24 protein-coding genes and 1 tRNA gene are annotated in these 24,428 nt (G+C 61.6%); 17 read left to right on the plus strand and 8 right to left on the minus strand.

All coding sequences use genetic code 11. The features are described 5' to 3' along the window. Positions 1–16: 16 nt before the first annotated feature. The 7 genes from M5J20_RS10440 to M5J20_RS10470 are packed head-to-tail and all read left to right on the plus strand — an operon-like array spanning position 17 to position 7,167. Positions 17–982 (plus strand): thiamine-phosphate kinase, encoded by a 966-nt coding sequence (locus M5J20_RS10440; protein WP_253579340.1) that lies wholly within the window; start codon positions 17–19, stop codon positions 980–982. Further along, complete coding sequence (locus M5J20_RS10445; RefSeq protein WP_253579342.1) at positions 979–1,623, plus strand: uracil-DNA glycosylase; 645 nt, start codon at positions 979–981, stop codon at positions 1,621–1,623. The genes M5J20_RS10440 and M5J20_RS10445 overlap by 4 nt, the downstream gene beginning before the upstream one ends. Before the next feature lie 11 nt (positions 1,624–1,634). Continuing rightward, on the plus strand, positions 1,635–3,230 hold the full coding sequence (locus tag M5J20_RS10450) for a DAK2 domain-containing protein (protein ID WP_253579344.1): 1,596 nt from the start codon (positions 1,635–1,637) through the stop codon (positions 3,228–3,230). Further along, positions 3,231–5,333: an ATP-dependent DNA helicase RecG gene (locus M5J20_RS10455; protein WP_253579346.1), complete on the plus strand. Its 2,103-nt coding sequence runs from the start codon at positions 3,231–3,233 to the stop codon at positions 5,331–5,333. Positions 5,334–5,341: 8 nt separating this feature from the next. Then, complete coding sequence (locus tag M5J20_RS10460; RefSeq protein ID WP_253579384.1) at positions 5,342–5,929, plus strand: RsmD family RNA methyltransferase; 588 nt, start codon at positions 5,342–5,344, stop codon at positions 5,927–5,929. Between the two features lies 1 nt (position 5,930). After that, positions 5,931–6,407, plus strand: a complete 477-nt coding sequence (gene coaD, locus M5J20_RS10465; protein ID WP_253579348.1) for a pantetheine-phosphate adenylyltransferase — start codon at positions 5,931–5,933, stop codon at positions 6,405–6,407. A 16-nt stretch (positions 6,408–6,423) separates the two neighbouring features. After that, the gene (locus M5J20_RS10470; protein WP_253579350.1) at positions 6,424–7,167 is read left to right on the plus strand and encodes a sulfite exporter TauE/SafE family protein; all 744 of its coding nucleotides are present in this window, start codon (positions 6,424–6,426) and stop codon (positions 7,165–7,167) included. Between the two features lie 291 nt (positions 7,168–7,458). Here M5J20_RS10470 and M5J20_RS10475 read toward each other — a convergent pair whose 3' ends face one another. The 4 genes from M5J20_RS10475 to M5J20_RS10490 form a co-directional block, all read right to left on the minus strand. Then, positions 7,459–8,232 (minus strand): amino acid ABC transporter ATP-binding protein, encoded by a 774-nt coding sequence (locus M5J20_RS10475; RefSeq protein ID WP_302467803.1) that lies wholly within the window; start codon positions 8,230–8,232, stop codon positions 7,459–7,461. Between the two features lie 3 nt (positions 8,233–8,235). Continuing rightward, positions 8,236–9,210 carry an amino acid ABC transporter permease gene (locus M5J20_RS10480; protein WP_253579351.1) on the minus strand — a complete coding sequence of 325 codons (975 nt, stop codon included), beginning with the start codon at positions 9,208–9,210 and terminating at the stop codon, positions 8,236–8,238. 12 nt (positions 9,211–9,222) lie between these two features. Next, positions 9,223–10,143 carry an ABC transporter substrate-binding protein gene (locus tag M5J20_RS10485; RefSeq protein WP_253579353.1) on the minus strand — a complete coding sequence of 307 codons (921 nt, stop codon included), beginning with the start codon at positions 10,141–10,143 and terminating at the stop codon, positions 9,223–9,225. A gap of 107 nt (positions 10,144–10,250) precedes the next feature. Continuing rightward, positions 10,251–10,856, minus strand: a complete 606-nt coding sequence (locus M5J20_RS10490; RefSeq protein ID WP_253579355.1) for a hypothetical protein — start codon at positions 10,854–10,856, stop codon at positions 10,251–10,253. Between the two features lie 68 nt (positions 10,857–10,924). Between M5J20_RS10490 and M5J20_RS10495 the strand changes: the two genes are divergently transcribed. The 4 genes from M5J20_RS10495 (at position 10,925) to M5J20_RS10510 (ending at position 12,281) form a co-directional block, all read left to right on the plus strand. After that, positions 10,925–10,998 (plus strand) — tRNA-Leu (locus M5J20_RS10495). 44 nt (positions 10,999–11,042) lie between these two features. Beyond that, complete coding sequence (locus M5J20_RS10500) at positions 11,043–11,288, plus strand: ribbon-helix-helix protein, CopG family (RefSeq protein ID WP_253579357.1); 246 nt, start codon at positions 11,043–11,045, stop codon at positions 11,286–11,288. Then, positions 11,285–11,533, plus strand: coding sequence for a toxin (locus M5J20_RS10505; RefSeq protein WP_253579359.1), 249 nt, complete (start codon positions 11,285–11,287; stop codon positions 11,531–11,533). The genes M5J20_RS10500 and M5J20_RS10505 overlap by 4 nt, the downstream gene beginning before the upstream one ends. 388 nt (positions 11,534–11,921) lie before the next feature. Beyond that, complete coding sequence (locus M5J20_RS10510; protein ID WP_253579361.1) at positions 11,922–12,281, plus strand: VOC family protein; 360 nt, start codon at positions 11,922–11,924, stop codon at positions 12,279–12,281. A gap of 43 nt (positions 12,282–12,324) precedes the next feature. Here M5J20_RS10510 and M5J20_RS10515 read toward each other — a convergent pair whose 3' ends face one another. Beyond that, the gene (locus M5J20_RS10515) at positions 12,325–14,913 is read right to left on the minus strand and encodes a DEAD/DEAH box helicase (RefSeq protein ID WP_253579363.1); all 2,589 of its coding nucleotides are present in this window, start codon (positions 14,911–14,913) and stop codon (positions 12,325–12,327) included. After that, a complete protein-coding gene (locus M5J20_RS10520; protein ID WP_253579365.1) occupies positions 14,910–17,084 on the minus strand; it encodes a site-specific DNA-methyltransferase in 2,175 nt (724 codons plus the stop codon). Before M5J20_RS10520 ends, M5J20_RS10515 begins: the two co-directional genes overlap by 4 nt. A gap of 181 nt (positions 17,085–17,265) precedes the next feature. Here M5J20_RS10520 and M5J20_RS10525 point away from each other — a divergent pair, with 181 nt between their 5' ends. The 4 genes from M5J20_RS10525 to M5J20_RS11530 all read left to right on the plus strand — a co-directional run bounded on the left by M5J20_RS10525 (position 17,266) and on the right by M5J20_RS11530 (position 19,887). Next, entirely contained in the window at positions 17,266–17,982 is a 717-nt protein-coding gene (locus M5J20_RS10525; RefSeq protein ID WP_253579367.1) for a DUF4145 domain-containing protein, read from the plus strand. Positions 17,983–18,033: 51 nt separating this feature from the next. Next, positions 18,034–18,309, plus strand: a complete 276-nt coding sequence (locus tag M5J20_RS10530) for a hypothetical protein (protein ID WP_253579369.1) — start codon at positions 18,034–18,036, stop codon at positions 18,307–18,309. 161 nt (positions 18,310–18,470) lie between these two features. Continuing rightward, complete coding sequence (locus tag M5J20_RS10535; protein WP_253579371.1) at positions 18,471–18,965, plus strand: hypothetical protein; 495 nt, start codon at positions 18,471–18,473, stop codon at positions 18,963–18,965. A gap of 154 nt (positions 18,966–19,119) precedes the next feature. Then, positions 19,120–19,887: an RNA polymerase sigma factor gene (locus M5J20_RS11530; protein ID WP_253579372.1), complete on the plus strand. Its 768-nt coding sequence runs from the start codon at positions 19,120–19,122 to the stop codon at positions 19,885–19,887. Positions 19,888–20,775: 888 nt separating this feature from the next. Here the strand turns inward: M5J20_RS11530 and M5J20_RS10545 are convergent. Next, positions 20,776–21,279, minus strand: coding sequence for a site-specific integrase (locus M5J20_RS10545; protein WP_253579375.1), 504 nt, complete (start codon positions 21,277–21,279; stop codon positions 20,776–20,778). 82 nt (positions 21,280–21,361) lie between these two features. On the opposite strand from M5J20_RS10545, the gene M5J20_RS10550 reads away from it, so the two are divergent. After that, a complete protein-coding gene (locus M5J20_RS10550; protein ID WP_234948813.1) occupies positions 21,362–22,567 on the plus strand; it encodes an amidohydrolase in 1,206 nt (401 codons plus the stop codon). 92 nt (positions 22,568–22,659) lie between these two features. On the opposite strand, the gene M5J20_RS10555 is transcribed toward M5J20_RS10550, so the two are convergent. After that, positions 22,660–24,015, minus strand: a complete 1,356-nt coding sequence (locus tag M5J20_RS10555; RefSeq protein ID WP_253579376.1) for an MFS transporter — start codon at positions 24,013–24,015, stop codon at positions 22,660–22,662. 156 nt (positions 24,016–24,171) lie between these two features. On the opposite strand from M5J20_RS10555, the gene M5J20_RS10560 reads away from it, so the two are divergent. Beyond that, positions 24,172–24,428, plus strand: a 257-nt coding sequence (locus M5J20_RS10560; protein ID WP_253579378.1) for a helix-turn-helix domain-containing protein, incomplete at its 3' end; no start/stop codon positions are given.

The following is a 24,428-nucleotide window of genomic DNA, read 5'->3' on the forward strand; positions in this document are numbered from 1 at the left end:
AGGCCAAGTCACCAACGTGATTCGCACCGGGTTCCCAGACTTCGGCCCCACCCTCGAGGAGGTGGGCGAGCAGGGCGTGATCGAAGCGATTGTCAGCGCAGCCCCGTCCGCCATCAACGGCGATGACGCGGCGGTATTCACACCAGCCGCGCCGAACTCCCGCGTGGTGGCCTCAACCGACATGCTGGTCGGCGGGCGCCACTTCAGCCCGGAGTACTCCACGCCGTTCCATGTGGGCAAGAAGGCAGTGGTGCAGAACTACGCCGACATTGAGGCGATGGGTGCGCGACCCATCGCAGCGCTGCTCGCAATCTCCGCGCCCCCGAGCATGCCGGTGGCTGTCATCGAGGAGCTGGCGCGCGGGGTGGGCGAGATGACGGATGCGTGGTCCTCCGAACTCGTCGGCGGCGATGTCACATCCGGCAAGGAACTCGTCATCTCGGTGACAGCGATCGGCTCACTCGGCGGCAACCTGGACGCGCTGCGTCTGGATCGTGCGCGGCCGGGGCAGCGCGTGGTGGCGCACGGCAAGCTGGGGTATTCGGCGGCCGGGCTTGCGCTGCTGCAGTCGGGCAAGGAGATACCGGAGCGCTTCGAGCCGCTCGTCCACGCCCACCAGTGCCCGGAGATCACCCCAGGCCGCGGTGTGGTCGCGCGCTCCGCGGGTGCTACCGCCATGACCGACAACTCCGACGGGCTCATCAAAGACTTCGGCACCATGGCCCGCCGCTCCGAGGTGGGCATCGACCTGTCCTCCGTGGCGCTTTCACCCGACCGTCTCCTCGTGGAGGCCGGCCACTTCCTTGACGTCGACCCGTGGGAATGGGTGCTGTGCGGCGGCGAGGATCACACCCTCATCGGCACCTGCGACCGTTCCGCGCCCGTGGGTTTTCGCTCGATCGGCACCGTAACGCGCCAGCCGGGCGTGCGCATCGACGGCGACGAACCGAAATACACCGGCGGATGGGAGAGCTTTGGATGAACCTTCCGGTGCATGAAAGCTGGCAGGGCCCGCTCGCGAGCGTCGAAACGCAGATCCGTGCGATGGGTGATTTCCTGCGCACCCAAGACGAGTACCTGCCGCGCGGGCACGACATCCTGCGCGCGTTCCACCAGCCGTTCGACGACGTGCGCGTCCTCATCCTGGGCCAGGACCCGTACCCCACGCCGGGGCACCCGATGGGGCTTGCGTTCTCCACGCAACCGGGGGTGCCCGCCCCGCGCTCGCTGGTGAACATTTACAAGGAGCTTCTCGACGACTTGGGCATCCCGCCCCGCAACGACGGCGACCTCTCCTCCTGGGCGACCCAGGGCATCATGCTGCTCAACCGGGTGCTCACGGTGCGTCCGGGTGCCCCCGGCTCGCACCGCGGGAAGGGCTGGGAAGCTGTAACCGAGGCGGCGATCCGGGCGCTGGCGGAACGCGACGCACCCTTGGTCGCCATTCTGTGGGGGCGCGATGCGCAGCAGGCCAAGGCGTTTCTGGGGGACACGCCGGTCATTGCTTCGCCGCACCCTTCGCCGCTGTCGGCGAGCCGCGGATTCTTCGGTTCGCGTCCGTTCTCCCGTGCGAATGAGGCTCTCGTCAGCCAGGGCGCGGAGCCTGCCGACTGGTCGTTGTAAACTCTTCCGACATGGCACCAGCTCCCGCGTTCGACGGTCCGCGCCTGCTCGCATGGGCGCGGCGCGCCGCCGACGAGCTGAACCGACGGCGGGTGGAGATCAACGAGCTGAACGTCTTTCCCGTACCGGACGCGGACACCGGTTCCAACATGGCGCATACCATGGCGTCGGCGGTCGCGGAGGCCGACGATCTCGCATTTGACGCCCCGATTGAACAGGTTGCCTCGGCACTTGCCGTCGGCGCGGTGAAGGGCGCGCGCGGCAACTCGGGTGTGGTGTTGTCGCAGGTCATCCGCGGGCTCGCCCAGTCCATGCACGCGGATACTCCGGGGGGCGTGGTGATTGCCGATGCACTGGCCGCCGCCGTCACCTTCGTGGACCGCGCTATCGCCGACCCCGTCGAGGGCACCGTGATCACGGTGCTGCGCGCCGCATCCGTCGCCGCGACGCAGGCTGTTGCGGAAGCGCAGGATCCGACGCAGCCGACGATTGAGAATGTCGCCGCAGCCGCCACCGAGGCCGCGCGCATCGCGCTGGCCAACACACCGTCACAGCTGGAGGTGCTCCGCGAAGCCGGCGTCGTGGACGCAGGCGGCACCGGGTTGGTTGTCCTGCTCGAGGCCTTGACCGATGAGGCTGGCGGCGGCCCGCAGCCCGCGCTGACTGGGCAGCACAAAGCGGCGGCCGGCCCAGCCGGGGCAGCTGCAGCTGACCACCACGGCATTGGCGGCAACATCGAGGTCATGTTCATGTTCGACGGCGACCTCGACGCCCTGGAGCGCGCCCTCGCCCCGCTCGGCGACAGCCTGGTCATCGCCCGGATCGGTGAGGGTACCGGCAAAGTGCACATCCACTCCACCAGCGCCGGCCAGGTGATCGAGCAGGCCTACGGGGCGGGCGCGGTGAGCGACCTGCGCCTCGAGGTCCTGCCTCCGGAGCCGACGACCCACGCCCCAGAACGCCTCATCATCGCCGTCACCCCGCCCGGCTCACTCACCGCGCTCTACGAAGAGTTCGGCGCGCTCACCGTCGCGCCCGGCCCCGACGCGGTCGCCGACATTCTCGCTGCCATCCGCCGCTCCGGCGCCAGTGAGGTGTTGCTCTTGCCCAACGGGCTTCTCGACGGACGCAATCTCGCCGCCGTCGAAAAGGCCGCCGGCGCGTTCGAGCAGACGGTGACCCTGCTGCCCACCGTGCGCCTTGTCTCCGGGATCGCGGCGCTGACGGTGCACGATCCGGCGCAGCCGCTGGCCACCGCCGCGTTCACCATGTCCGAGGCCGCCGGGGAGATGCGCACCGCCGTCGCCCACCGCGCGCCGCGGGCCGGACTGATCCAGGGCGGCGCCGTGGCGAAGGGCGACGTTGTAGTGACGTCGCACGGTGAAACCGTCTGCATCGACGAGGATGCGCTGCGCGCCGTCGAGGGCACTTGCGCCCGCTTCCTGGAGCACGGCGGGGAGCAAGTCACCATCCTTTACGACCCACAGGAGCCGGGCGCGGAGGAAGCGAACGAGGTGCTCGGCCAGCTGGCCGAGCGTCTTGGAGTCGAAGTTATGGCGTACCCCGCCGACGGCCTCGGCGCGATTGCGGAGATCGGGGTGGAGTAAGTGCTGGGATTCGACGACGCGCGGCCGCTCAACCTGGTCATCCCGCTGAAGCAGGCGCGCGCTCTGGCGAAGCACTTAGACATCCACACCGTCGGAGATCTGCTCAAGCACTATCCGCGCCGCTATCTGCACTACGGCACCGGCGCCGATCTCGAGGGCCTGGGAAAGGGCGACACGCTCAACATCATCGGTACCGTCACTGGCACCCACCTGATCCCGAACCGGAAGCAGCCGAAGCGGCCGATCTTCAAGGTCCGGCTCAGCGACGGCCACCGGGACTTCGCCGCCACCTTTTTCGGCTCCCATTACGCGCAGCGCGTGCTCACCGAAGGCCGCCGCGCGATGTTCACCGGCAAGCTCGACTGGTTCAACGGCGAACCGCAGCTCCAGCACCCGGACTTCGTGCTTCTCGACGGTCCCACAGAGGCAACCGGCTCGCTCCGCCAGCTCTCCTACTTCGGCGACCTCGAGGAGATCCTCGCCGGCAAGGAATGGATGCCCATCTACCCGGCCACCAAGCTGGTAAGCACCTGGACGATCATGGGTGCGGTCTACGCCGTGCTCAAGGACCTCGACCCGATCGAGGAACCGCTCGGCTTTACCCCGATTGGACACTTGCCGCTCAACTCCGCGATCCACCAGATCCACTTCCCGGGGCCGAAAGGGCCGGGCCCGGCGGTGGAGCGGTTGAAATACGACGAAGCCCTCTCCGTCGCGCTGGCGATGGGCGTGCGCCGCGCGGACCTCGCCCACCACACCGCCCCGGCGTTGCCCAGGAAAGAGGGCGGCGACCAGGACACGCTGCTGCGCGCGCTGCCGTTCCCGCTGACAGCGGGCCAGCAGGAGGTGCTCACCGAAATCTCCCGAGACATGGCGGAGACGCTGCCGATGAGCCGCCTGCTCCAGGGCGAGGTCGGCTCCGGAAAAACCATCGTGGCGCTCATCGCCATGCTGCAAGCCATCGACAACGGCGCGCAGTGCGCGCTGCTCGCGCCCACCGAGGTGTTGGTGATGCAGCATGCCCGCTCACTCACCGAGACGCTCTTGCGCGCCGGCGTGCCCGCCCGCGTCGTCGCGCTCACCGGCTCGCTGCCCGCGGCCGCGAAGCAGGATGCGCTCTTGAAAATCATGACGGGGGAGGCGGATATCGTCGTCGGCACGCATGCCCTGATCCAGGAGGGCGTGGAGTTTTTCAAGCTCGGCATGATCGTGGTCGATGAGCAGCACCGCTTCGGCGTGGAGCAGCGCGATCAGCTGCGCGCGAAGGCGGGGGAGACCACCCCGCACTTGCTGGTGATGACGGCGACACCGATTCCGCGGACCATCGCGATCACGGTCTTCGGCGACCTCGCCGTCTCGACGCTGTCGGAACTTCCCGGCGGGCGCAAGCCGATCCAGTCGTTTGTGGTGCCAGAGTTCCGCGCGAAGTGGGTGGACCGTGCCTGGGAGAAAATCCGCGAGGAGGTCGCCGCCGGGCACCAGGTGTACATCGTGTGCCCGCGCATCGACGGCGCAGGCGGCGTAACCGAAACTGCTGCGCTGCTCGCCACCGGCGAGCTGAAGGAGCTCGAGATCGCGGTGCTGCACGGGCGCATGAAGGGCGAGGAGAAGGACGCGGTGATGAGCGCGTTCTCCGCGGGCGCGATCGACGTGCTGGTCTCCACCACCGTGATCGAGGTCGGCGTCGACGTGCCGAACGCGACCGTGATGATGGTCCGCGAATCCGAGCACTTCGGCGTGTCCCAGCTCCACCAGCTGCGCGGGCGCGTCGGCCGCGGCGGCAACCAATCCATCTGTTTCTTCCACACCACGGCCGAGCAGGGGAGCCCCTCCTACGAGCGCGTCGCGTCTGTTGCAGAGACTTCCGACGGCTTCGCGCTCGCCGAGCTGGATCTGCTCACCCGCCGGGAAGGTGACGTGCTGGGCACCGAACAGTCCGGCATCGCCCGCACCCTCAAGTTGGTGAACCTGGTGGATGATTACGCGGTTGTGAAGCGGGCCTACAACGACGCCGCCGGTATCATCGCCAACAATCTCGCCTTCGCCCGCGCCGCAACCGCGAGCTTCAGGCCGGAAGACTTCGAGTATTTGGATAAGAGCTAGTTATGTCGATGAACCGCATCATCTCGGGTGAGGCCCGGGGCCGCAAGATCAAGGTGCCGCCGGAGGGCACGCGCCCGACGTCGGACCGCGCCCGCGAGGGCCTGTTCTCCTCCCTGCAGGTGCGGTTCGGCTTCGTCGGCCAGCGGGTGCTGGACCTGTTCTCCGGCTCCGGTGCCCTGGGGCTCGAGGCGGCCTCGCGCGGCGCGGATGAGGTCGTGCTGGTGGAAAACGATCCGCGAGCCGTGCAGGTCATCGAGTACAACATCGGCGTTGTCGGCCACCCGAACGTGCGCGTGGAGCCGGTTAGGGCATCGACGTACGTGGCGCGCGCCCCGCGCAAGCACTTCACGATGGTGCTCGCCGACCCGCCGTACGACCTGGCCGACGAAGCCGTCGCCGAGATGGTCGAGGCGCTCAAGCCCACGCTTGCCGACGGTGCCGTCGTCGTCATCGAGCGCCACCGCGAAAGCCCCGAAACCGCCTGGCCGCGGGAATTCACCCCGACCGGCCAAAAGCTGAAGAAGCGCCTGTACGGCATCGCCCGCATGGACATGGCGGTCTACTCGGATCCGGAGTCCGCCGAGGAAGGAGCATAAGTTGACCACCGCAGTCTGCCCCGGGTCGTTCGACCCGATCACCAACGGCCACCTCGACATCGTCACCCGCGCCTCGCGCCACTTCGACGAGGTCATCGTCCTGGTCACAGGCAACCCCGCCAAGCAGTCGGGGCTGTTCACTATCGACGAACGCGTTGAGCTCATCCGCGAAGTAACCGCCGACAATCCCCGCGTGCGCGTGGACAACTGGGGCGGCCTCCTCGTGGATTACACCAGCGCCCACGGCGTGACCGCGCTGGTGAAGGGCCTGCGCACCGCCCTCGACTACGAGTACGAGCTGCCGATGGCGCAGATGAACCGCCGGCTGACCGGCGTGGACACGTACTTCTTGCTTACCGACGAAAAGTACGGCTACATCTCCTCGTCCCTGACCAAGGAAGTGGCCAAGTACGGCGGCGACATCACCGGCCTCGTGCCGGAGCACGTCCGCAAGGCGATGCTGAAGAAGTTCCGCTAAAAGCGCTGGCGCTCCGGTGACCTGGATCCTTATCGGCCTGTTCTTGGCCGTTGCCCTCGGCGCGGGCCTGCAGCGCATCTCGGGCATGGGTATGGGGTTGATTGCCGCGCCCGTGCTCTCGCTGTTGCTCGGGCCTATCGACGGCATCGTTCTCGTCAACGTCCTCGCCGTGATTAACGCCACGGCCAATACGTGGGGAATGCGCGCCAACATTGACTGGTCCAAGTTCTGGCCCATCGCCGGCGCGCTCATTATCGGAGTCATCCCTGGCGCGTGGATCATCCCGCGAGTGTCCACTGCGGTCCTGCAGATCCTGATCGGCGTGCTGTTGCTCGTGGCCCTGAGCGTGGTCACGCTCGGGAAGCGCTACGTGCCCCGCATCGAGGGCGTTGTGCCCGCCGCCATCTCCGGCGCGGTCGGCGGCTTCATGAACACGCTTTCCGGTGTCGCTGGCCCCGCGATCACCGTGTACGCGCAGGCCGCGCGCTGGGATCAGCGCACCTACGCCGCCACCATTCAGCCGATCTTCCTGGTCGGCGGCGCGCTGTCGTTCCTCGGCAAGGAGCTCTCCGGGGCGGCCGACATGGGCGGCATCCACCCCGCCGTCTGGGCTGCCACACTACTCGGGCTTCTCCTCGGCGTTATCGTCGGCAAGGCTTTGGCCCCGCGCGTCCCCGCACCGAAGGCGCGCCGCATCGCGCTGGGCCTCGCATTCTTCGGCGGCGCGACGGCGCTCGTCCGCGGCCTCTTCGCCCTTTAAACCCCGCCCCAGTCCCCGCCACTCACCCCGAGCCCCGCGGCGCCGCGTGCACGGCTTCCCGGCGCCGGGAGACACTTTCCTTTATGGTAATGCGCTACATATTGGGCTTCGCACACAAGTGTGCGCCACCCACACATAACGGGGAGGAACCGCCACAATAATCCGCGAAATCAAATATTTACCCCATTGCGGAAACACAAAGGGTCTCCCCGAAAACCATCGGGAAGACCCATGCTAGGAAGCGCAGCGCCCGGCAAAACCAAAGCAAATCCGGGGCAGCAGCCTCGCGGGTTAAAACAGCGTGCTCAGGAACGCCTGGGTGCGCTCTTCGCGCGGGTTGTCCAGCACCTGGGCCGGCGTGCCCTGCTCGACGATGACGCCGTCGGCCATGAACACCACGTGGTCGGCAACCTCGCGTGCGAACGCCATCTCGTGGGTCACCACGAGCATCGTCATGCCGTCGTCGGCAAGATTGCGCATGACGCGCAGCACCTCGCCGACCAGCTCCGGGTCGAGGGCGGAGGTGGGTTCGTCGAAAAGCATGAGCTTCGGGTCCATCGCAACGGCGCGGGCGATGGCCACGCGCTGCTGCTGGCCGCCTGAGAGCTGGATCGGGTAAGCGTCGGCCTTGTGCTCGAGGCCTACCATGGCCAGCAGCTCCATCGCGCGGGCCTTCGCCTCGGCGACCGGCTGCCCCTTCACGTGCACGGGGGCCTCGATGATGTTCTCCAGCACCGTGCGGTGGCCGAAAAGATTGAAGTTCTGGAACACCATGCCGATATCGCGGCGCTGGCGGGCGGCGTCGCGCTCGCTCATCTCGTAGAGCACGCCGTCGCGCTCGCGGTAGCCGATCAGCTCACCGTCAACGTAGAGGCGGCCCGCGGTGACCTGCTCGAGGTGGTTGACGCAGCGCAGGAACGTGGACTTGCCGGAGCCGGACGGGCCGATGATGCAGGTGACGGTCCCCGGCATGACCTCGAGGTCGATGCCCTTGAGCACGTCCAAGCCGCCGAAGGCTTTCCAGACATCGACAGCCTGGACCATGGGGAGGTGTTTGACGGTCATGGCTTAGCGGTGTCCCTTCTTGTTCGCGGGCTCATCGATGATCTGCACGTTGTGGGGGATGGTGCCCTCCGCGTCGGCGAGGCTGGCCAGCTGACGAGCAGTGAGCTGGCGGGTCGCGCCGCGGTCGAAGTACTTCTCCAGGTAGTACTGGCCCACCATGAGGATGGAAGTGATCACCAGGTACCAGGTCGCGGCGACCAGCAGCAGCGGCACGGGCTGGAAGAGTGCCGCAGCGATGTCCATGGAGCGGCCGTAGAGCTCCAGGGAGTACGGCACGGCGACGACGAGCGAGGAGGTCTTAAGCAGGGAGATGAACTCGTTGCCGGTGGGCGGGATGATGATGCGCATCGCCTGGGGCAGGACGGTGCGGCGCATCGTCTGTCCCCAGCCCATGCCCAGCGCCTTCGAGGCCTCGATCTGGCCCTCCGGCACAGAGGCGACTCCGGAGCGGACGATTTCCGCCATGTATGCGGCCTCGTTCAGGCCGAGGCCGACGACGGCGAGCATAAACGCCGAGGACGTGAACGGATCGAGCGGGATCTGCGCGAAACCGAGATTGATCGAGTCGTAGATCGCGCCGAGCAGGCCCCAGAACATCAGCTGCACGTAGACCGGGGTGCCTCGGAAGATCCAGAGGAACACCCAGGCCACGGACTTGAACACCGGGTTGGGGCTCATGCGCATCACGGCGAGGATGACGCCGCCGATCACACCGATGAGCATCGCCAGAATCGTGATCGCGAGCGTGTGCAGCGCTGCGGTAGCGATGCGGGTGTCCAGCAAGTACTGGAAGTAGGTCTCCCAGCCGTACGCCTCGTTGCGCGCGGCGCCGATGACAAACCAGATGACCAGCGCGATCAGCACCGCGGCCAGCACCCAGCGTCCGGGGTGGCGCAGTGGCTTCGCTTCGATGCGCTCGGGCCGTTCGCGGCGCTCGGGGCGGCTGCTTCTCGACGGCAGTGAAATACGGTTGCTCATAATGTTCCTTTACTACCCCTGGGCTGCGCCCTGGTACGGCTGCTCGTTGATCAACGCTTGGTCGAGGTGGCCGGTCTCCACGCCCCACTGGGCGAGGATGCGGTCGTAATCACCGGTTTCGATGAGGTGCTGCATCGCCGCGGCGAGTGCCTCGGCCAGGCCGGAATCTTTCGGCACGGCGAAGCCGTACGGCGCGGCGTCGAACATGTCCCCGATGAGTTCCAACTTGCCGTCGGAACGCGTCACCGCCCAGGCCGTGACGGGGGAGTCCGCGCTGAGCGCGTCCGCGCGCCCGACCAGCGCTGCAAGCGCGGCGTTATCGGAGGTGTCGAAGGACAGGATCGTGATCGGTTCCTCGCCGGCGGCGATGCAGGCATCGTTCTTCGGGCGTACGTCGTCGGTCTCGGAGACGGTGGTGCGCTGCACGGCGACGATGAGGCCGCACGGGTTATTCGGGTCCACGCCCGAGCCCGGCTGCGACGCCCATTGGATGCCGGCGTAGAGGAAGTTAACGAAATCGAAGGACTTGCGGCGCTCCTCGTTGTCCGTGAAGCCGGACATGCCTGCGTCGATGCTGCCGGCCTGCACTGCGGGCAGGATCATGGAGAAGTCCATGTCGGTGGGTTTGTACTCGAGGTCGAGCACCGCGGCCACCGCGTGGCCGAGGTCCATCTCAAGGCCGATTATCGCACCTTGGGAGTCCTTGAACTCGAACGGTGCGAACGGGGGATTTGTGCCGATATTCAGCGCGCCGTCAGCGGCGACCTCCGGCGGCACCAAGGCGGCGAGCTCGGGCACCGCCGCCGGCACGACCGGCTGCCAGCCCTCGGGGTTCCCGCCTTCCTCGTTGGTCACGCAGCCCGCGAGCAGCGATGCCGCGGTCAGCGCGGCGACGATGCCGGCAGCGCGGGCGAAGGGGAGTGGTTTCTGCATGGTTCTTTCAAGATTGTTAAAAATACACTGCAGTGCATATTAAACCCCGCGGGGCGATCTTGAAAGTAGGCACGCTTCACAACGATCGTCGTCAAGCGCCGAGCCCGTTACGGGGTGATGAAACGCACCCCGCGCATAAGCCACTCGATGACCTGACCGATGACGATGACGCCGAGGAACACCGGCAGAATCACCGAGGTTGCCTGGCTAGAGCCGCGGGAGCTCTGCGCGAAATCGCCGGTGAACAGGCCGGAGGACATCATGGTGGAGCCTTGAATCTCCTGCTTCAGCAGTTCGACCGGGTTCGCCGTATCCGGGATCGCGGAGCCGATCGCCCACGCCTGCACGAAGTCCTTGCCGGCGCCGCCCTCTTCCATGTCGCTGGTCCAGTCGAGGAACATCTCGGAGCTGCTGACTTCCTTCAGCGGGTTCTCCGCCGGGTTGATGTACAGCGGATCCGCGGCCGGGTTCGGGCTCAGCGGCTGCAGCGCCTCCGCCGGCGCGCCGATGCCGGTGCGCTTCTGGGTGGTGGAGGAATCCGTGGAGCCCTTGGCCTTGTTCCACGCCTCCTCGGCGCGCACCGAGCTTTCCGACGCTTGGTCCCCAGCCTGCGTGTCAGCAGTCTGTGCGGAGGCGGCCGGGGCGACGATGAGGGAAGCAGCGAGTACAGCTGCAGTGGCGGCGGAAACGGCAGCACTGGAGGAAATACGCATGGCCGTTAGTCTAGCCAGCGGGGCAGATTTATCTATTCGTCGCAGCCTGGGCTAGGATTTTCCGAGTCGCCCCAGTAGCCCAATTGGCAGAGGCAACGGATTCAAAACCCGTCCAGTGTGAGTTCGAGTCTCACCTGGGGCACAATCCTCTGGCGCGCTCCACTTGATCGGTAATAGAATTGCCTCATGCCGGTTAGGTTCGATGATTCGCAGCTCGAAGCGTGGGTAGCCGAAGCAGAAGCAGGCTATGACGTTGAGGTGCTGAAGGAACGTGGGAAGGGACGCCCAGGGCGCGGTGCTGAGCCCTCGCAAGTTATTGGGGTCCGCCTTACCCAGCAGGAGTTGTTGGATCTCGACGCAGCGGCCGAAAAAATGAGCCTTACTCGATCCGAAATTATGCGTGAGGCGATTGCACGGTTCCTTGCAGCATGAGACTTACCCAGTCCGCCCACAAGCACGGCATCGAGGAGGCGGATAGCATTCAGGCGGCTACTTGGCCCCTTTGGGTCGAGACTTTGGACGAAGACGACAACCAACAGCGGGAACTGCGTCTGGGGTTTGATCACCATGGTCGGTTGCTTGAAACAGTGGTGATCGTCGCGAAGGATGGCGATGAGCTGCTCATCCATTCAATGAAGGCCAGAAAGAAGTACATCGCCCTGCTGGACCAACTCTAGGTTGACTGAAACCAGTCAGGTGTGAGTTCGAGTCTCACCTGAGGCACGATCTTCTTTGGGGGTTTCGGAGAACTTTTCGAAAGAGTTCGGAAAATTTTCACAGGAACCTCCTTTACTTTTGGTTTCAGCAAGTTGCGGCGGAACCCGCTGGTAGAAAGAGCTTCGCCGAACGCCAAACGCCCGGAAATCGATAGATTAAGACCGGTTTCCGCCGATTTTTGCTATTCGAACACAACTTCTAGTCCGCGGCCCTCCAGAACACTTCTTCTGGTGGCTTGCGGCCTGCGTTTACGCGGCGACTGTATTGATTCCAGAAACTCAGATTCCTATGGGTCCACCGATGTCCCAGGTAACGTGGACAGAACAATCTTGAGTTTGGAGGAAGAAAATGAACCGCGAATTGGTTTTCATCGTCTACGTCAGCGACATCCAGAAATCGGTTGACTTCTACAGGGCTTTGCTCGAAGTCGAAACAACTTTTGAAACACCGCGTTACGTCACTTTCGGACTAGCGGAAGGCGTTGCTCTAGCCCTGTGGACTGGGGAGTCATCAGCTCTGGCGGGCGAACCAGTACGTACTTCGGAAGTTTGTCTGAACGTCACAGCAGAGCAGGTGCAGGAGACTTACGACGCCTGGGTGGACAAAGGCGTTCGTATTGTCGAGGAGCCGCACGAGGACGTTTTTGGCACAACTTTCGTAGTCGCTGACCCGGACGGGAATCGGATTCGGGTCGCGCCAATCGACTAGTCATTCATTGGCCAGGTGAGCCTTGAGGTCCACGAAACGACCGTTACCTGTAGTCGTACCCGTGTTTCTCGTACACGGCCTCCGCGCTTACCGCCTCGGCCACCGCCGCGCGAACCGCTTCGGACTTCAAGTCGAGAACTTTGAGCGACTCGGCGTCCGCTCCGGAGACTGACTCGATGCGGACAAAGAGCTCTCCGTACTGCTCCGCGTAGCGAGCAAGGCCGCGCAGCTTCCCGAGCGCGTCGCCGAGGTAGGCACCGTGCGGGTCAACAATGGACGCTCGCATGGCGCCTTCGCTGTCACGAAGGAAGAAGATGAAGTCCGGCTGTACACTCCTCCAGCGACCGGTGGCCTCGTCGTAGTACACCGCGGAAAGCGCGTCTCGGCCTGGACGCGAAGGGTTACGGTACCAAGAAACCGCACCAAGTCGCGCCATTTCGGTCTCGACGACTTTTGTCTCCCAGTCATTCAGGTTCGCTGGCGCTGAACCGTTTTCCGCGACGAGTGCCCGGTTGTCGTAGCGGGGGTACGGGTCTAGCTCCTTTTTCTCCGAGTTCCACACGCCCGGGGACTCCATGCGGTTTTTGGGCTTTTCCAAAAACACAGTGCTAGGCGCCTCGGCCATCTCACGCAGCACCGTGTACTTCGCCTGCCGGCTGTCCGGCAGCGCGGAGATGTCAGCCCGGTGCTGGTCAAGCCAGGACTTCGCCGTCTGATCGGCTTCACGCCACAGAGAGTCTTTGGCTCCTTCGACTTTCGCCAGAGCGCCCAGCGTCAGGTGCGCTTCGATAATGAGGTCTTCGTCGGCTTCACCGTTCTCTAACCCTGCGACCAGGAAATCGTTGACCCACAGGTTGGCGAGTGCTCGGCTGAACACGGGGGTCGCCAACTCAAACGATTCGGTGATAACCCTGTCGTCGGCGACAAGTTCGATGGAGTCTTCGTCTTTCAGCCCCCGGTCCGAGTACCGGTACGTCAGTCGCTGCGTCTCAACTTTCAGAATGTCTTTCTTCTTGGTCTCAACTTCGTCGGCGTAGCGAACGAGCAGCGCGTTGACTATAGAAATGAGTTCCTTCTTGGCCCTCGATTCGCCGTCCAGCATGAGCCCGTCTACTTCCAGCTCAATGCCGGTATTGATGAGGCGTGAAATCGGCTTGCCGGACCGTTTCGGGGCAACCTCGGTCGGAAGAGCAGTAAACACTGTCCACAGGTCCTCGTTCTCGATAGGCAGGAGCGTTTCCGGTTTCACCACGGGGTTGATGAACGGCGGCGGGTCAATCTCGCCTGGCTTGTTGATGCTCATTACGACCCGCTCAGCGGCCGCGCGGTTGAACCTCGGCAACAGGCACAGCACGGAGTTGAGAAGGTCATCACCTGGGATTCGGCGCGCCAGCGGAGAGCGCACCATGCGGCCAATGACCTGGGTAATGAAGTCCTCGTCATTGGCTGGGCGGTAAGACACCATCACCTCGGCACGCGGACAGTCCCAGCCGGTGGAGATAGCCGTCTTGGCGAACAAAACGCGAATCCACTCGCGGTCCTCGACGTGCTGCGGCTCGATGTACGGAATCACCGTGTCGCCGGCCTGGATCGCAGTATGTTCACCGAAAACATGGGCAAAGCAGTCATGCGGCAGCTCTGGCCAACCCTCACGCAAAGCCGTGATGACTCGGTACATGTCCTCCGGGGTCGCTAAGTCCTGCATCTGCACAACCATCAGAGGTACGACTCGCTTGTCATCTCCGCCTTGCTCAATGTGATACTCGCTCCAACGCCGCGTGGATTCAGCAAGCAAACGGGCCGCCTGGCGGACGAAGACGTTCTCGAACGCTTCACCCTCCTCACCGGGAATCTGGAGCTCAACAATGTCTTTGAGCAGCCCCGACTCTTGCACCTCGTCGGTCGGGACGTCCACGTCCTCTAACACCATGCGAGCACCAGGCATGTCGTTTAGCATTAACTTGAACTTGCCCGGTGTGGCAGAAATGCCCACGACCACTGGCATCGGCGGAACCGGCGCAGTAACGCCGTCCGGGGTGTGGCCGGCGATAAGACGGTGGAGGATCGTCTCACGGTCGGTTTGCTTCCCGGAACCGCGGTGTGCCTCGTCAACTACGAAGTAAACGTTGTGGTCAGACGACTCAAGAGTGTTACGAAGCGTGTCCCAGATTGTCACCCGCGTCAAATCGGGTGCATTGTCGAACAGCTCGAAGTTCGAACCGTTTTTCTTCCGTCCCCCCGTCAGCACTGTGCCCTTGGACAGCTTCTGGGTATTGAGAAAGTAGATTTTCCCCGGCTCAAACTCGTTCTTAATGAACGAGTTGTCGATTTCGACAGTACGACCGTGCAAATTACTCGACGCACCCTCGATACGGTGACGCGACTGACGGTTCAAGTCCGGGTTGTCCGAGAACCAAATAATGACAGCCTTCTCGTCCGGCACCCGGTCATCTGACGGCAAAAGGAGCTTCTCAAACACATCGGTGGCGATCACGGTCTTACCGGCACCTGTCGGTGCAGAAAGCGCGAACGCGGCCTGCTTGCCAATAGAACGAACCTGGTTGGCATCATCTAGGCGTTCAAGAATCTCGCGCGAAGCAGTCTCTTGGTAGGGCTTGAGCGTGTACTTCATGGCCAGATCGCACCTCCGGACTGGGTGAAGGAAAAATTGGTGAGGTAAGTGCTGTAGAGCTGCACACATTCAACGTCGAGGCCGTCGAGTCGGCTCACTGTTGACTGGAAAGCCAAGTCGTCGTCGGTGACGATGTACGCGGTCGTAACGCTTCCCGTCTCGCGGATCGCGTCGGCGAACGATTCGACCGCAGCCAAGTTTGTGATGACTCCGTGCGATTCGGCCACGTCCCAGCCGCGGTCGGGGATGGACTCGATGACTCGCCCGAATTGGCCGGCTTTCATCCACAGAAGCGGGGCAATCTGCGTGTAGGCCAGTCCGTGGCGCACCCGCGTCGGGGGCTCGTACGTAAGGGTGAAGAACCTGGCGTTAGCCTCGAATCCGTCGGCCATCGGGAACTCGTCAGTGAACTTGTAGTCACCCTTGATCGGGTCGCCGGCCGGGTTTTTGCCGGTGATTGCAGCCTCAATACGAGGCTTTGTGACGAAGTCACATACTCCGAGGCGCTCCCATTCAGGGTCCCCAGGGCGGAAGCCGTCTTTGGTTAGTTTCTTAGCCTCCGCGAAGCTCACTTCATTGTTCGTAATTGAGATTGAGCGGCGTCTGCCACCGTCCTGTTTGTTGAGACGCATCACTGCATGGGCGGTTGTTCCCGAACCGGAGAAGAAATCGAGGATCGTCGCGTCGGGCTTGCCGGCGACAAAAAAGTGAATAGTGTCTTCGACAGCGTAGAGAGACTTCGGATAGTCGAATCGCTTTTCTCCCAGGCACGAGGTGAGTAGCGCGGTTCCAAACCTACTTGAGTCATGCGATGCCAGACGCCACTGAGACGTGGGGATGACACTGCGGCCACTTTCTATTTCAACTCCGATAACGCTGCCGTCTTTTGCTCGGCCCGCAATCTCAATTTGACCGTTCTCAATTTTGGAAATTTCACCGCTTGACAGATGGTAGATTCTTGTATTTTCTCCGTTGATGCGCCCTACTCTGATGTAACCGTCAGCAGCGCGTTTCAAAAGAGTGGCTTGCCCTAGTTGCCAACGCCCCTCGTCGCCGTTTTTACGAAGCGGCCAAACTTGAATCAGGTCCTCTGGACCTTCAACGCTGTGTCGGTTTACGTCTTTAGGAAGCGAATCACCAGCCGCGACTACTCGCCCCTCCCCATCAAGGTAAATCGGATAGAACAAATCTGGACGATCTGAGCGACTAGCATTCGAACCAGACCGCCAAAGAGTGTTCCAGTAAAGGGGGTCTTTCGGCTTCGAGTTTTCGGAAGCATCGCTGAATCCAAACCCCTCGGAACTTTCAACCGGCGAAGGAGTGGCATTACCCAGCATCACGAAGAAAAGGAACTCATCCGAACGACCAAAATATCCCTTACGACTCACGCCGCCAGGCTTAATAACGCTGCTCACCATCTGAATCCGCGCCTCCGGGAACGTCTGCTCCAGCAGCATTCCCAACCGCAGGTACTCCTTCTCGTCAATCGTGACAATGAGCACCGAATCCTCGGGGTTAAGAAGCTCCTTTGCGAGTTCCAGACGCTTCTCCATCATCGACAGCCACTTGGAGTGCTTGTACTGGTCGTCTCCGTCAACGTAGTCGTTGTTGTACTTCCAGTCCTTGTCACGGGTGTTGTACGGCGGGTCGATGTAGATGCAGTCCAACTTGTGACGGTGGGTGTACGTCAGCAAGTTCAAAGCGTGGAGGTTCTCGGCGTTAATGACCGTGTGAAACGGCGCCTGGGGGTCATCAGAGTTCACGACCTCACCGGTCTGGACGAGCCCGGGGTAGATCGTGTCATCGTGCTGAGCGACTACGACAAGGTCGTCTACTGCAACCCCGTCTCGCACCTCCGCCTCGGAGTCCTTCGCGGGCTTCGTTTCGACAACCACCGCGGTGGCCCCTCCCTCGGCCGTGCGGTCAATCTTCGCCACTGTCCACAGCGCCGGGTCGGTGGGTTTCGTTGATCCACGCTCGGGCAGAAGGTGAACCGTATCGCCGCGGCGAACAGGCCGGGTTGGAAGCTCGACAGCGTCGGGCAGGTGGCGCTCAAAGACGAGGCCGAAGGAGCGCTGGTTGGTGGCGTGACGAAACTCGCGCTCCAGTTCTTGGGCCATCCGCGGGTCATAGGCCCGGGCCTGGGCAAGCAGGTCAGTCAGTCGTGACATGGGTGTCCTCTCTAGTGCTGTTTCAAGGTTAACGAACCTTTCGGTTCGGGACTCGAAGCGAGCGGCGAACAGCGTTTGATGACCAGCCTGCCCTAGTCGTCGGCATGTTCGAAAGAAAACGGGAGGTGTCGTTGCTGGTAGTTACGATTGACCTGACCGCCCCCTCGATCAAAGGAGTTTCATGCTCGGGAGAAAAGAGTTCAGCCTACTTTTTCTGCACCCCAATGACGGACATACTGTGTTTCGTTTCGAAGACTCGACAGCCAACAAAGGTTCGATTGAATGCCCGAACTGCGGCCGCGGCCGAACGGTGAATATCGCTAAGTCCTACCCGACGGGCAGCACCGAGAGGAAGCATTTCCGGTGGATGGTTTGCACCGAGTGCCTCGGAGCGTCTATCGCGATGTCCGACGGCCGGTCTGAATGGACTGTTTTCCCTCCTGCTGCTGGCGACCGGCCGATACGAAATTTGCCGAATCACATAGGCGAGATGTGGCGCGAGGCCGTGCTCACGCACTCCGTGGGCGCCTACACCAGCTCTGTTCTGATGTGTAGGAAGATTGTGTTCGCAGCCGCTGTGGAGTTTGGCCTTCCTCCGAAAGACAAGGACGGCTGGGCTCCGAAATTCAAAACCTGCGTTAACTATTTGGTTGAGAACGATTACCTCACGCATCGCATGAAAAACGATTGGGCAGACAGTATCCGGGAGTGGGGCAACGATGCCACTCACGAAATCGAAGCGATAACCGATAGAACTGCGACGAACGCGCTGGATTTCACTCAACAGCTCCTCGCCATGTCCTTCCAGTTCACGCAAGACGCTCAAGCCAGCAGTGAAGATGAGCAACCTCAGCGGCAACTCAGTGTTCCGCGAACGTCAGGCAACGCTCCCTACTAACCACGTACCCCCGACCTGGCGACAACGTGGCTACGACGACATGCTCAAAGCATGACCTCACACCACGACAATCCTTGGTCCGACGAAGCCGCGCCCGACAACTTCTACGCACTCACAATGAAAGGCTCCGCCCCGTACCCCGCAACGGGGTCTCGTATCGAAGTCCGAGACGAGAACTTCAACCTCCTGTCCGTCCACTGGTCGGCGGCCGCAGCCCTTGGGGAAACAGGCGAACGGTTAGCCCGCGGCGACAAGGCTGCTGTGTACCTCGCGCGGTGGGACCGGATCGAAACCGACAACGACCCACTACTCAAAGAGACGTCCTAGCCTCCATCGAATCTCGTACCCCTGCGGTTGTTCGCCACCCTGGGCTCTCGGCAGGCTCCTGGGGTATTAGCCACCACCACTTTGACGAATCAGACATAGAGTTCCTTTCCGTACCGGTTCCAAAACGGCGGCGTCCCGAGTCGGTCCTTCTCCACCTCGACTTGTTCCTCAACCGCGACGAGCTCGCGCACATGAACGTGTTCCTCGGCCGCAATGCCGAGACCGTGCGTCTGCTGGGCGCCGACGGTGAGCACGTCGAGTTCGACGTGGCGCAGGCCAAGAAGTTCCTGACTGCACTTGTGAAGAACTGCGACCGCGCCACCGGACTCGTGACGCTTGAGGCCGACGCTGACCCGCGGAACTTGTCGATGTGGGAGCGCTCTCGGCTCGTCGCAGAAACACACATGGAGCACGACACTCTCGTGGCTGACACAGGCGTCTACGAGGACGCGCCTCGCGAATTGATCGACGCCCGCTTCGGGAAACAGACCTACGAGGTTTGGACAGAAGGTGGTACCGAGTTTATCGGCCGCACGAACAAGCTCGCGCTTGCCCGGAAGATCGCGGAGAACTGCCGGAAGGAGGGACTGCCGGCGGTGGTGTGCCAGACGCGACGGTGGTTTGTGCCGGCTGGCGAGCAGACAGCGGCACGGTGATCCTGCCCTGTCCAAGGACGAGCGCTTTACCCGAGAAATGATGCCCCGCACGCGGCCAAGTTGACTGAGGACGTTCTCGGTCGCGTCTCGAAACTGCCTAGCCAGAGGTGATACCCAGAAGCTAAACTCTCCTCCTAGAACATGAGGGAGGCTCGTGAGCGACTTAGACAGGTTTCGCAACGAAGGGCGGCGTAAGCGTAAGACCACCGTCGCGTGGACGGAGTCCACAAAGCCGAGCGGGGAATCAGATCGCCTTGCGGGTGACCGCGAGCTCTATGAAGTTTTGCGGGAACAAGGCTTCCAGGGCAGGGACTACGACGATTTTGAAATCGAGCTCATGGGGTACGGGTTCGCATGTATCAAGAAGTGGATTCTGACGAAAGAACTGCTTTCCAAATGCCGTGAGAAACTGAAATTCGTCCCCAAGGACGAGGACGTCCGTTTAGACCTCCTCACCCCAGAAGAAGCAGAAGAAATTGCCCAAGACATCGTCGTGGAATCCGTCCTCGGGTTTCGGGAAGACGCGCTTGTTGGAGGAAAGTGGTCACCGACTGGCGGAGCGAGTTTGAAGACCTTCTTCGTCGGCAGGTGCTTAATTGAGGCGTGCAAGGTGCTGAAACAACGTGCCAAAGAGCTCAAGAAGACTGCACGCTACATACAAGAGGTTGAAGAAGATGAATTGCACAACCTGCCTTCACGCGAAATGCCGTTGGAGACGCAATTTGAACGCGACGACGAACTGCGCCTCGTGACCGGGTTGCTTTCGGAGAGAGGGTTGGAAGTCGTGCGTTTGCATGCTGAGGGACTTTCTGCGAAGGACATTGCGGGCAGACTCGGAATGCTTCCTCGCAATGTGAACAAAACGTTGGAAAGGGCGCGAGGGAAAGCCAGAAAGCATAGGAACGAAGGAGGCGTGGCATGACTAGCCGTTACAAAGAGGCGTTGGGGCGCTCGTCATTTGGCACTCAAGAGGTACGCCAAATGCGGTCGAAAGTGTCGAATGAGCAGACCGCCGCAATGGCAAGAAAACTCGCTCAGAAACGTGCCACTACCAGCAAAAAGGGGAAATTCGTACGCTTACCCCCTAAGACTGAGTGACGGGGCCGAGTTGGCGCTCGACCCCGTTCCGACGAGAGATTAGTCTCGGTCACCACTTGGACGTGATACACCGAGTCTAACTGAGTCAACAGCGTTTCAAGCACGAAACGCGCTCACTCTCGTCAGACTCCATAGGAGGTTGTCGAGAATGGCTCGACGCAGTGTTAATCGGTCTGCAAAGACCGGCAAGTTCGTTTCCAACGCGGCTAGGGGCCGGTGGCCTAACAAGACCACTACCGAACGAGTCGGGAAGGGAACCAGCAACAATCGCACCGTAACCCGCTCTGCAACGACGGGTCGCTTCGTAACGAAGCGTTGGGGCGACGAGAACCCCGGCGGAACCATCCGCCAGCGGGTTTAGCCGAAGAAGTCGGCTCCTGACGGAGTCGGCTGACTAGAAGACCCCATTCATGCTGACTGAGTTCGGCGTGAATGGGGTCTTCCATTCTCGCCCCTTCGTATACCCGTGAGAAGGCTATAGACCAAGGTCACCTTCGAAGTTTGGAACTAGATCGTCGGGTCCGTGGAACTAGGGTTGGAATCGGGCAACATCAGCAGTGGTCAATGAGTTTTCCGAAACCCCCATTGCACTCCATTAACCAGTAACAACGAGGTCAGGCGGGGTGTTATCCACAAATTAATAGAAAAAAGAGACGATAAATAGGCACTTCCAGCACTGCTATTGCCGTATGGATGCCGTACAGCTCCGCCGCTAAAGGATGGAATCCATCGCTGCTGTCAGAGAATCTAGGTCACTATCGAACAGCTCGGTGTAGTGATCCAACGTCATCGAAATGTTCTTATGTCTCACCTGACGTGAGATTACAGAGATGGGTGCCCCCACGCTCACCATCAAAGAGACGGCGGTGTGACGAAGATCATGAGATGTCACATGGGGGAAATCCTCATCTACTGCTTGAATGCGTCCTACGGCACAACCGAGCCACGACTTCGTCCCCTGCGGTCGCTTTAACGGCTCCTTTGTTCCCTGTTTGGTGAAGAGGAAGTCTGTTTTCTTCTTCCCCTTGCACAGTGCTTTGAGTTCATCGTCCAGCTTCGAAGAAAAGGCAACTACACGCCTTGAACCCTCAGTCTTGAGAGCTTCCTTGATATGCACTTCATTGCCAACCGTGACAGCCTGACGCTTAATACTGATTCGGTGCCGTTCAAAGTCAAGGTCTCCCACCTGAAGCCCCGCAACTTCACCGAACCGCATTTCCCGCCTGCATTCCGCAGAATCGACCTAGACTTAAACGTGAACGTGGTGCTGCCACCACTTGCAGAACGGAGGGAAATTCATGGTCAACGAGAACATCGAGAAATTATCAGCCACGCTGGAGGAAACTCGTGCCGAGCGGGAAGAGCTGTATAAGTGGTTCCACCGGAACCCGGAGTTGTCCATGGAGGAGCATGAGACAGCCGCCCGCATCGAAGAAGAGCTCAAACGCATGGGGCTCGAGGTGCAGACATTCGCGGGGACCGGCAAAGTCGCTGTCATCGAGAATGGGGACGGCCCGACCGTCTTGTTCCGGTCCGACCACGACGCGTTGCCGATCGCCGAAGACACTGGAGCCGATTACGCCGCGCCGGCCGAGAAAGGTGTCATGCACGCGTGCGGCCACGACATGCACACCGCCGCGCATCTCGGTGCCGTGAACGCGCTCGTTCGCAACAAAGACGCTTGGTCGGGTACCTTCATCGCCCTTTTCCAACCCGGCGAGGAAGCTGGTGGCGGGGCCCGCCGAATGGTGGAGGACGGCCTTGTTCAACGGTTACCTAAGCCGGATTACGTGTTCGGCCAGCACGTTCTCGCCGAAGACCCGCCGCTCGGCTTCGCTTTCACGCCGGGTCGAATGACTACCGCCGCGTCGAACTGGAAGGTCCGCATCCACGGAAAATCCGGCCACGGCTCCCTTCCGCACCGCGCAATCGACCCGATTCCAACCGCGGGGACGATTGTCACCCGACTGCAAGCTGCGGTAGCCCGCGAGATCGACCCGCTCGAGATTGGCGTGATCTCGGTGGGATCTATCCACGGCGGAACGTCGTCCAACTCGATCTGCGATCTTGTCGAGCTCGGAATCAACACGCGTGCCTCAACCGACGAGATCTCCGAACAGATCCAGGACATCATGAAACGCGTTATCACCGCCGAGTGCGAGGCCGGTAATTGCCCGGAACCGCCCGAGTTCGAATACCTCGATTCCGTCCCCGTGATCTACAACGACAGGGATCTGACCGAGCGCCTCAAGAACACTTTCACCGATTACTTCGGCGAAGAACTGGTCGGATGGGGCGCTGGCTTATCCGGTTCCGAGGATTTCCCGGTCATCCCAAACGCCTGGGATGCCCCCTACGTCTTCATCTCCTGGTCCGGATTCGAGGAGGGCCACGATGGTCCGCCCAACCACAACAAGGGTTTCCTCCCGCAGCTCCAGCCGACTCTCGACCGCGGCTCTATGTCTGTGCTCCTCGCCGCAGCCACGGTCATGGCCAAGGATTAAGACACGCCCCCGCTTATCGACGATCGGCGCCGAGGCTTCCCCTCGGGGCCGATTTCGTGTGTCGGCACGATGCTAGCGCTGATATCTGCGAGCTACTTCTTCTGATTCATCGCCCACAGCTTGCGGGTTTTCTTGACCGAGAGAGTGAATCCGACCATGAAGATGACCGTCACGAACGGGACGAGGACGAAGCCGGCGCCGTAAGAACCGAATTTGTCTGGGAACGCTCCCCACAACGGTGTTCCCACCGCCAAGCCGATTGGGTAGCCCATCCCGAGCACACCCCAGATCTTGGAGAAGTCACGCTGCCCGAACGCCGCCTGCGCGACGAGTGGGGGAGACACCGTACCGTTCGAAGTGCCCAGGGACATAATGACGATGAGAACAAGGTACGGAATGAAGTAGGTGACCCAGGTGGAGATGAACACCGCAACACCGGCCACTCCCAAGGTCAGCCACATCGCCGGTAGGAGCCCCATCTTGTCGATCAACCAGCCGATCAACGGTTTGAACACGATCAAACTCAGAGTCGCGGTGATGACTACCGCGGAGATCTTGCTGGAGGAGACAAAGATGCCCCACGGAGTGCCCGACAGGTACGCCACAAGGTGCTGTGTCATCGCGTACGTCATGCCGAAAAGAAAGTAGGACGCGATGAGCACGTAGAACCAGGGCACTGTGAACGCTTCTTTTTGGGTCAAGCCCGGCTCGACTCCGGAGACGTCGGCGGCTTCATCAGCGTTGACAGCCGTCTCGCCATAGCCGGGGATTTGATAATCCAGTGGGGAGTTGCGCACCAGGAAGATCGCCGGAAGTATCGTGAACGCCGCCATGAATGCCGCGAGGAAGAATGAGGCGGCGCGCCAGCCGACTGAATCCAAGAGATATGGCATGCCGATTCCGAGGATCATGCCTCCCACCCCGGAGCCAGCCAAGACGACACCCATGATGGTGCCCTTATTCCGGAAGAACCATCGGTTGACCACAACGATAGGCACATACTGTGCAGAAAGGCCCACACCGACACCGATCACGATGCCGGCGAGGTAGAACATCCACAGCGACGTTGACAGCCCAAAGATGATTAGCCCCACCGCAGCGATGATTCCGCCGATAATGAGCAGTCCCTGTGCCTTCAGCTTGTCCACCAGCTGACCTGCCACTGGCATCGCCAAAGCCGATGACACACCGAGCAGCGTGTAGTAGACGAGGAACGACGAGCTCGTGAACTCCGGGAATTGCGACAAGATCACCGGGGTGAAAAAGACCGTGCTCGGCCGCTCGTGGGAAACCTTCCAATACCCCCAGGCCATAAATGCCAAAGCACCCACTGCAACGACGGTCGTACTAACAGTCAGTGACCCAGTGAATACTTCGTACGCCAAAACGCCGAGGATCAAGAACATGATTACAACTAGCGCGGATTTACGCAGCGTCTTTACGTTCATCTTTCATCCTACTTTCCGAAGTGTTGCGCGGGTGCATCTAGTAACACCGTGGTGGGTTTCGAGTAACGCGATGGTGAGTATCCAGTAACACCTTGGGGGACGATGCTGGTGACCGCGCGACTACAGGGCGCGCGGCATTGCCAGAGGAGTCCAGTTGTGACTGATTACCGGGCGGTGATGGACCTTGTTCTCAAAGGTTGGTCCGTCCGCCAAATCCGTATCACCGTGGGGTGTTCGCACACCACAGTCCAAAAAGCCCGCGAAGCGCTCGAATCTTCCGGGATCACCACCTGTCAGCGCTCGTTGAAAAGTAGCCCAAAACGCTCCTCGAAAAGTAGCCCATCCGAAAAAGATTGGATGGGTGATTTCTTTGGATCAATGGGCTCAAATCCGGTTCCTGCGTGGGCAGGGAC

This window comes from Corynebacterium stercoris, assembly GCF_024160105.1.
Taxonomy (GTDB): domain Bacteria; phylum Actinomycetota; class Actinomycetes; order Mycobacteriales; family Mycobacteriaceae; genus Corynebacterium; species Corynebacterium stercoris.

Coding starts and splice junctions, on each gene's coding strand:
- M5J20_RS10485 (WP_253579353.1), bottom strand. CDS start 10,143: ATGCAGAAACCACTCCCCTTCGCCCGCGCTGCCGGCATCGTCGCCGCG.
- M5J20_RS10520 (WP_253579365.1), bottom strand. CDS start 17,084: ATGTCACGACTGACTGACCTGCTTGCCCAGGCCCGGGCCTATGACCCG.
- M5J20_RS10510 (WP_253579361.1), top strand. CDS start 11,922: ATGAACCGCGAATTGGTTTTCATCGTCTACGTCAGCGACATCCAGAAA.
- M5J20_RS10450 (WP_253579344.1), top strand. CDS start 1,635: ATGGCACCAGCTCCCGCGTTCGACGGTCCGCGCCTGCTCGCATGGGCG.
- M5J20_RS10515 (WP_253579363.1), bottom strand. CDS start 14,913: ATGAAGTACACGCTCAAGCCCTACCAAGAGACTGCTTCGCGCGAGATT.
- M5J20_RS10490 (WP_253579355.1), bottom strand. CDS start 10,856: ATGCGTATTTCCTCCAGTGCTGCCGTTTCCGCCGCCACTGCAGCTGTA.
- M5J20_RS10530 (WP_253579369.1), top strand. CDS start 18,034: ATGACCTCACACCACGACAATCCTTGGTCCGACGAAGCCGCGCCCGAC.
- M5J20_RS10550 (WP_234948813.1), top strand. CDS start 21,362: ATGGTCAACGAGAACATCGAGAAATTATCAGCCACGCTGGAGGAAACT.
- M5J20_RS10475 (WP_302467803.1), bottom strand. CDS start 8,232: ATGACCGTCAAACACCTCCCCATGGTCCAGGCTGTCGATGTCTGGAAA.
- M5J20_RS10460 (WP_253579384.1), top strand. CDS start 5,342: ATGAACCGCATCATCTCGGGTGAGGCCCGGGGCCGCAAGATCAAGGTG.
- M5J20_RS10545 (WP_253579375.1), bottom strand. CDS start 21,279: ATGCGGTTCGGTGAAGTTGCGGGGCTTCAGGTGGGAGACCTTGACTTT.
- M5J20_RS10555 (WP_253579376.1), bottom strand. CDS start 24,015: ATGAACGTAAAGACGCTGCGTAAATCCGCGCTAGTTGTAATCATGTTC.
- M5J20_RS10525 (WP_253579367.1), top strand. CDS start 17,266: ATGCTCGGGAGAAAAGAGTTCAGCCTACTTTTTCTGCACCCCAATGAC.
- M5J20_RS10480 (WP_253579351.1), bottom strand. CDS start 9,210: ATGAGCAACCGTATTTCACTGCCGTCGAGAAGCAGCCGCCCCGAGCGC.
- M5J20_RS10500 (WP_253579357.1), top strand. CDS start 11,043: ATGCCGGTTAGGTTCGATGATTCGCAGCTCGAAGCGTGGGTAGCCGAA.
- M5J20_RS10445 (WP_253579342.1), top strand. CDS start 979: ATGAACCTTCCGGTGCATGAAAGCTGGCAGGGCCCGCTCGCGAGCGTC.
- M5J20_RS10505 (WP_253579359.1), top strand. CDS start 11,285: ATGAGACTTACCCAGTCCGCCCACAAGCACGGCATCGAGGAGGCGGAT.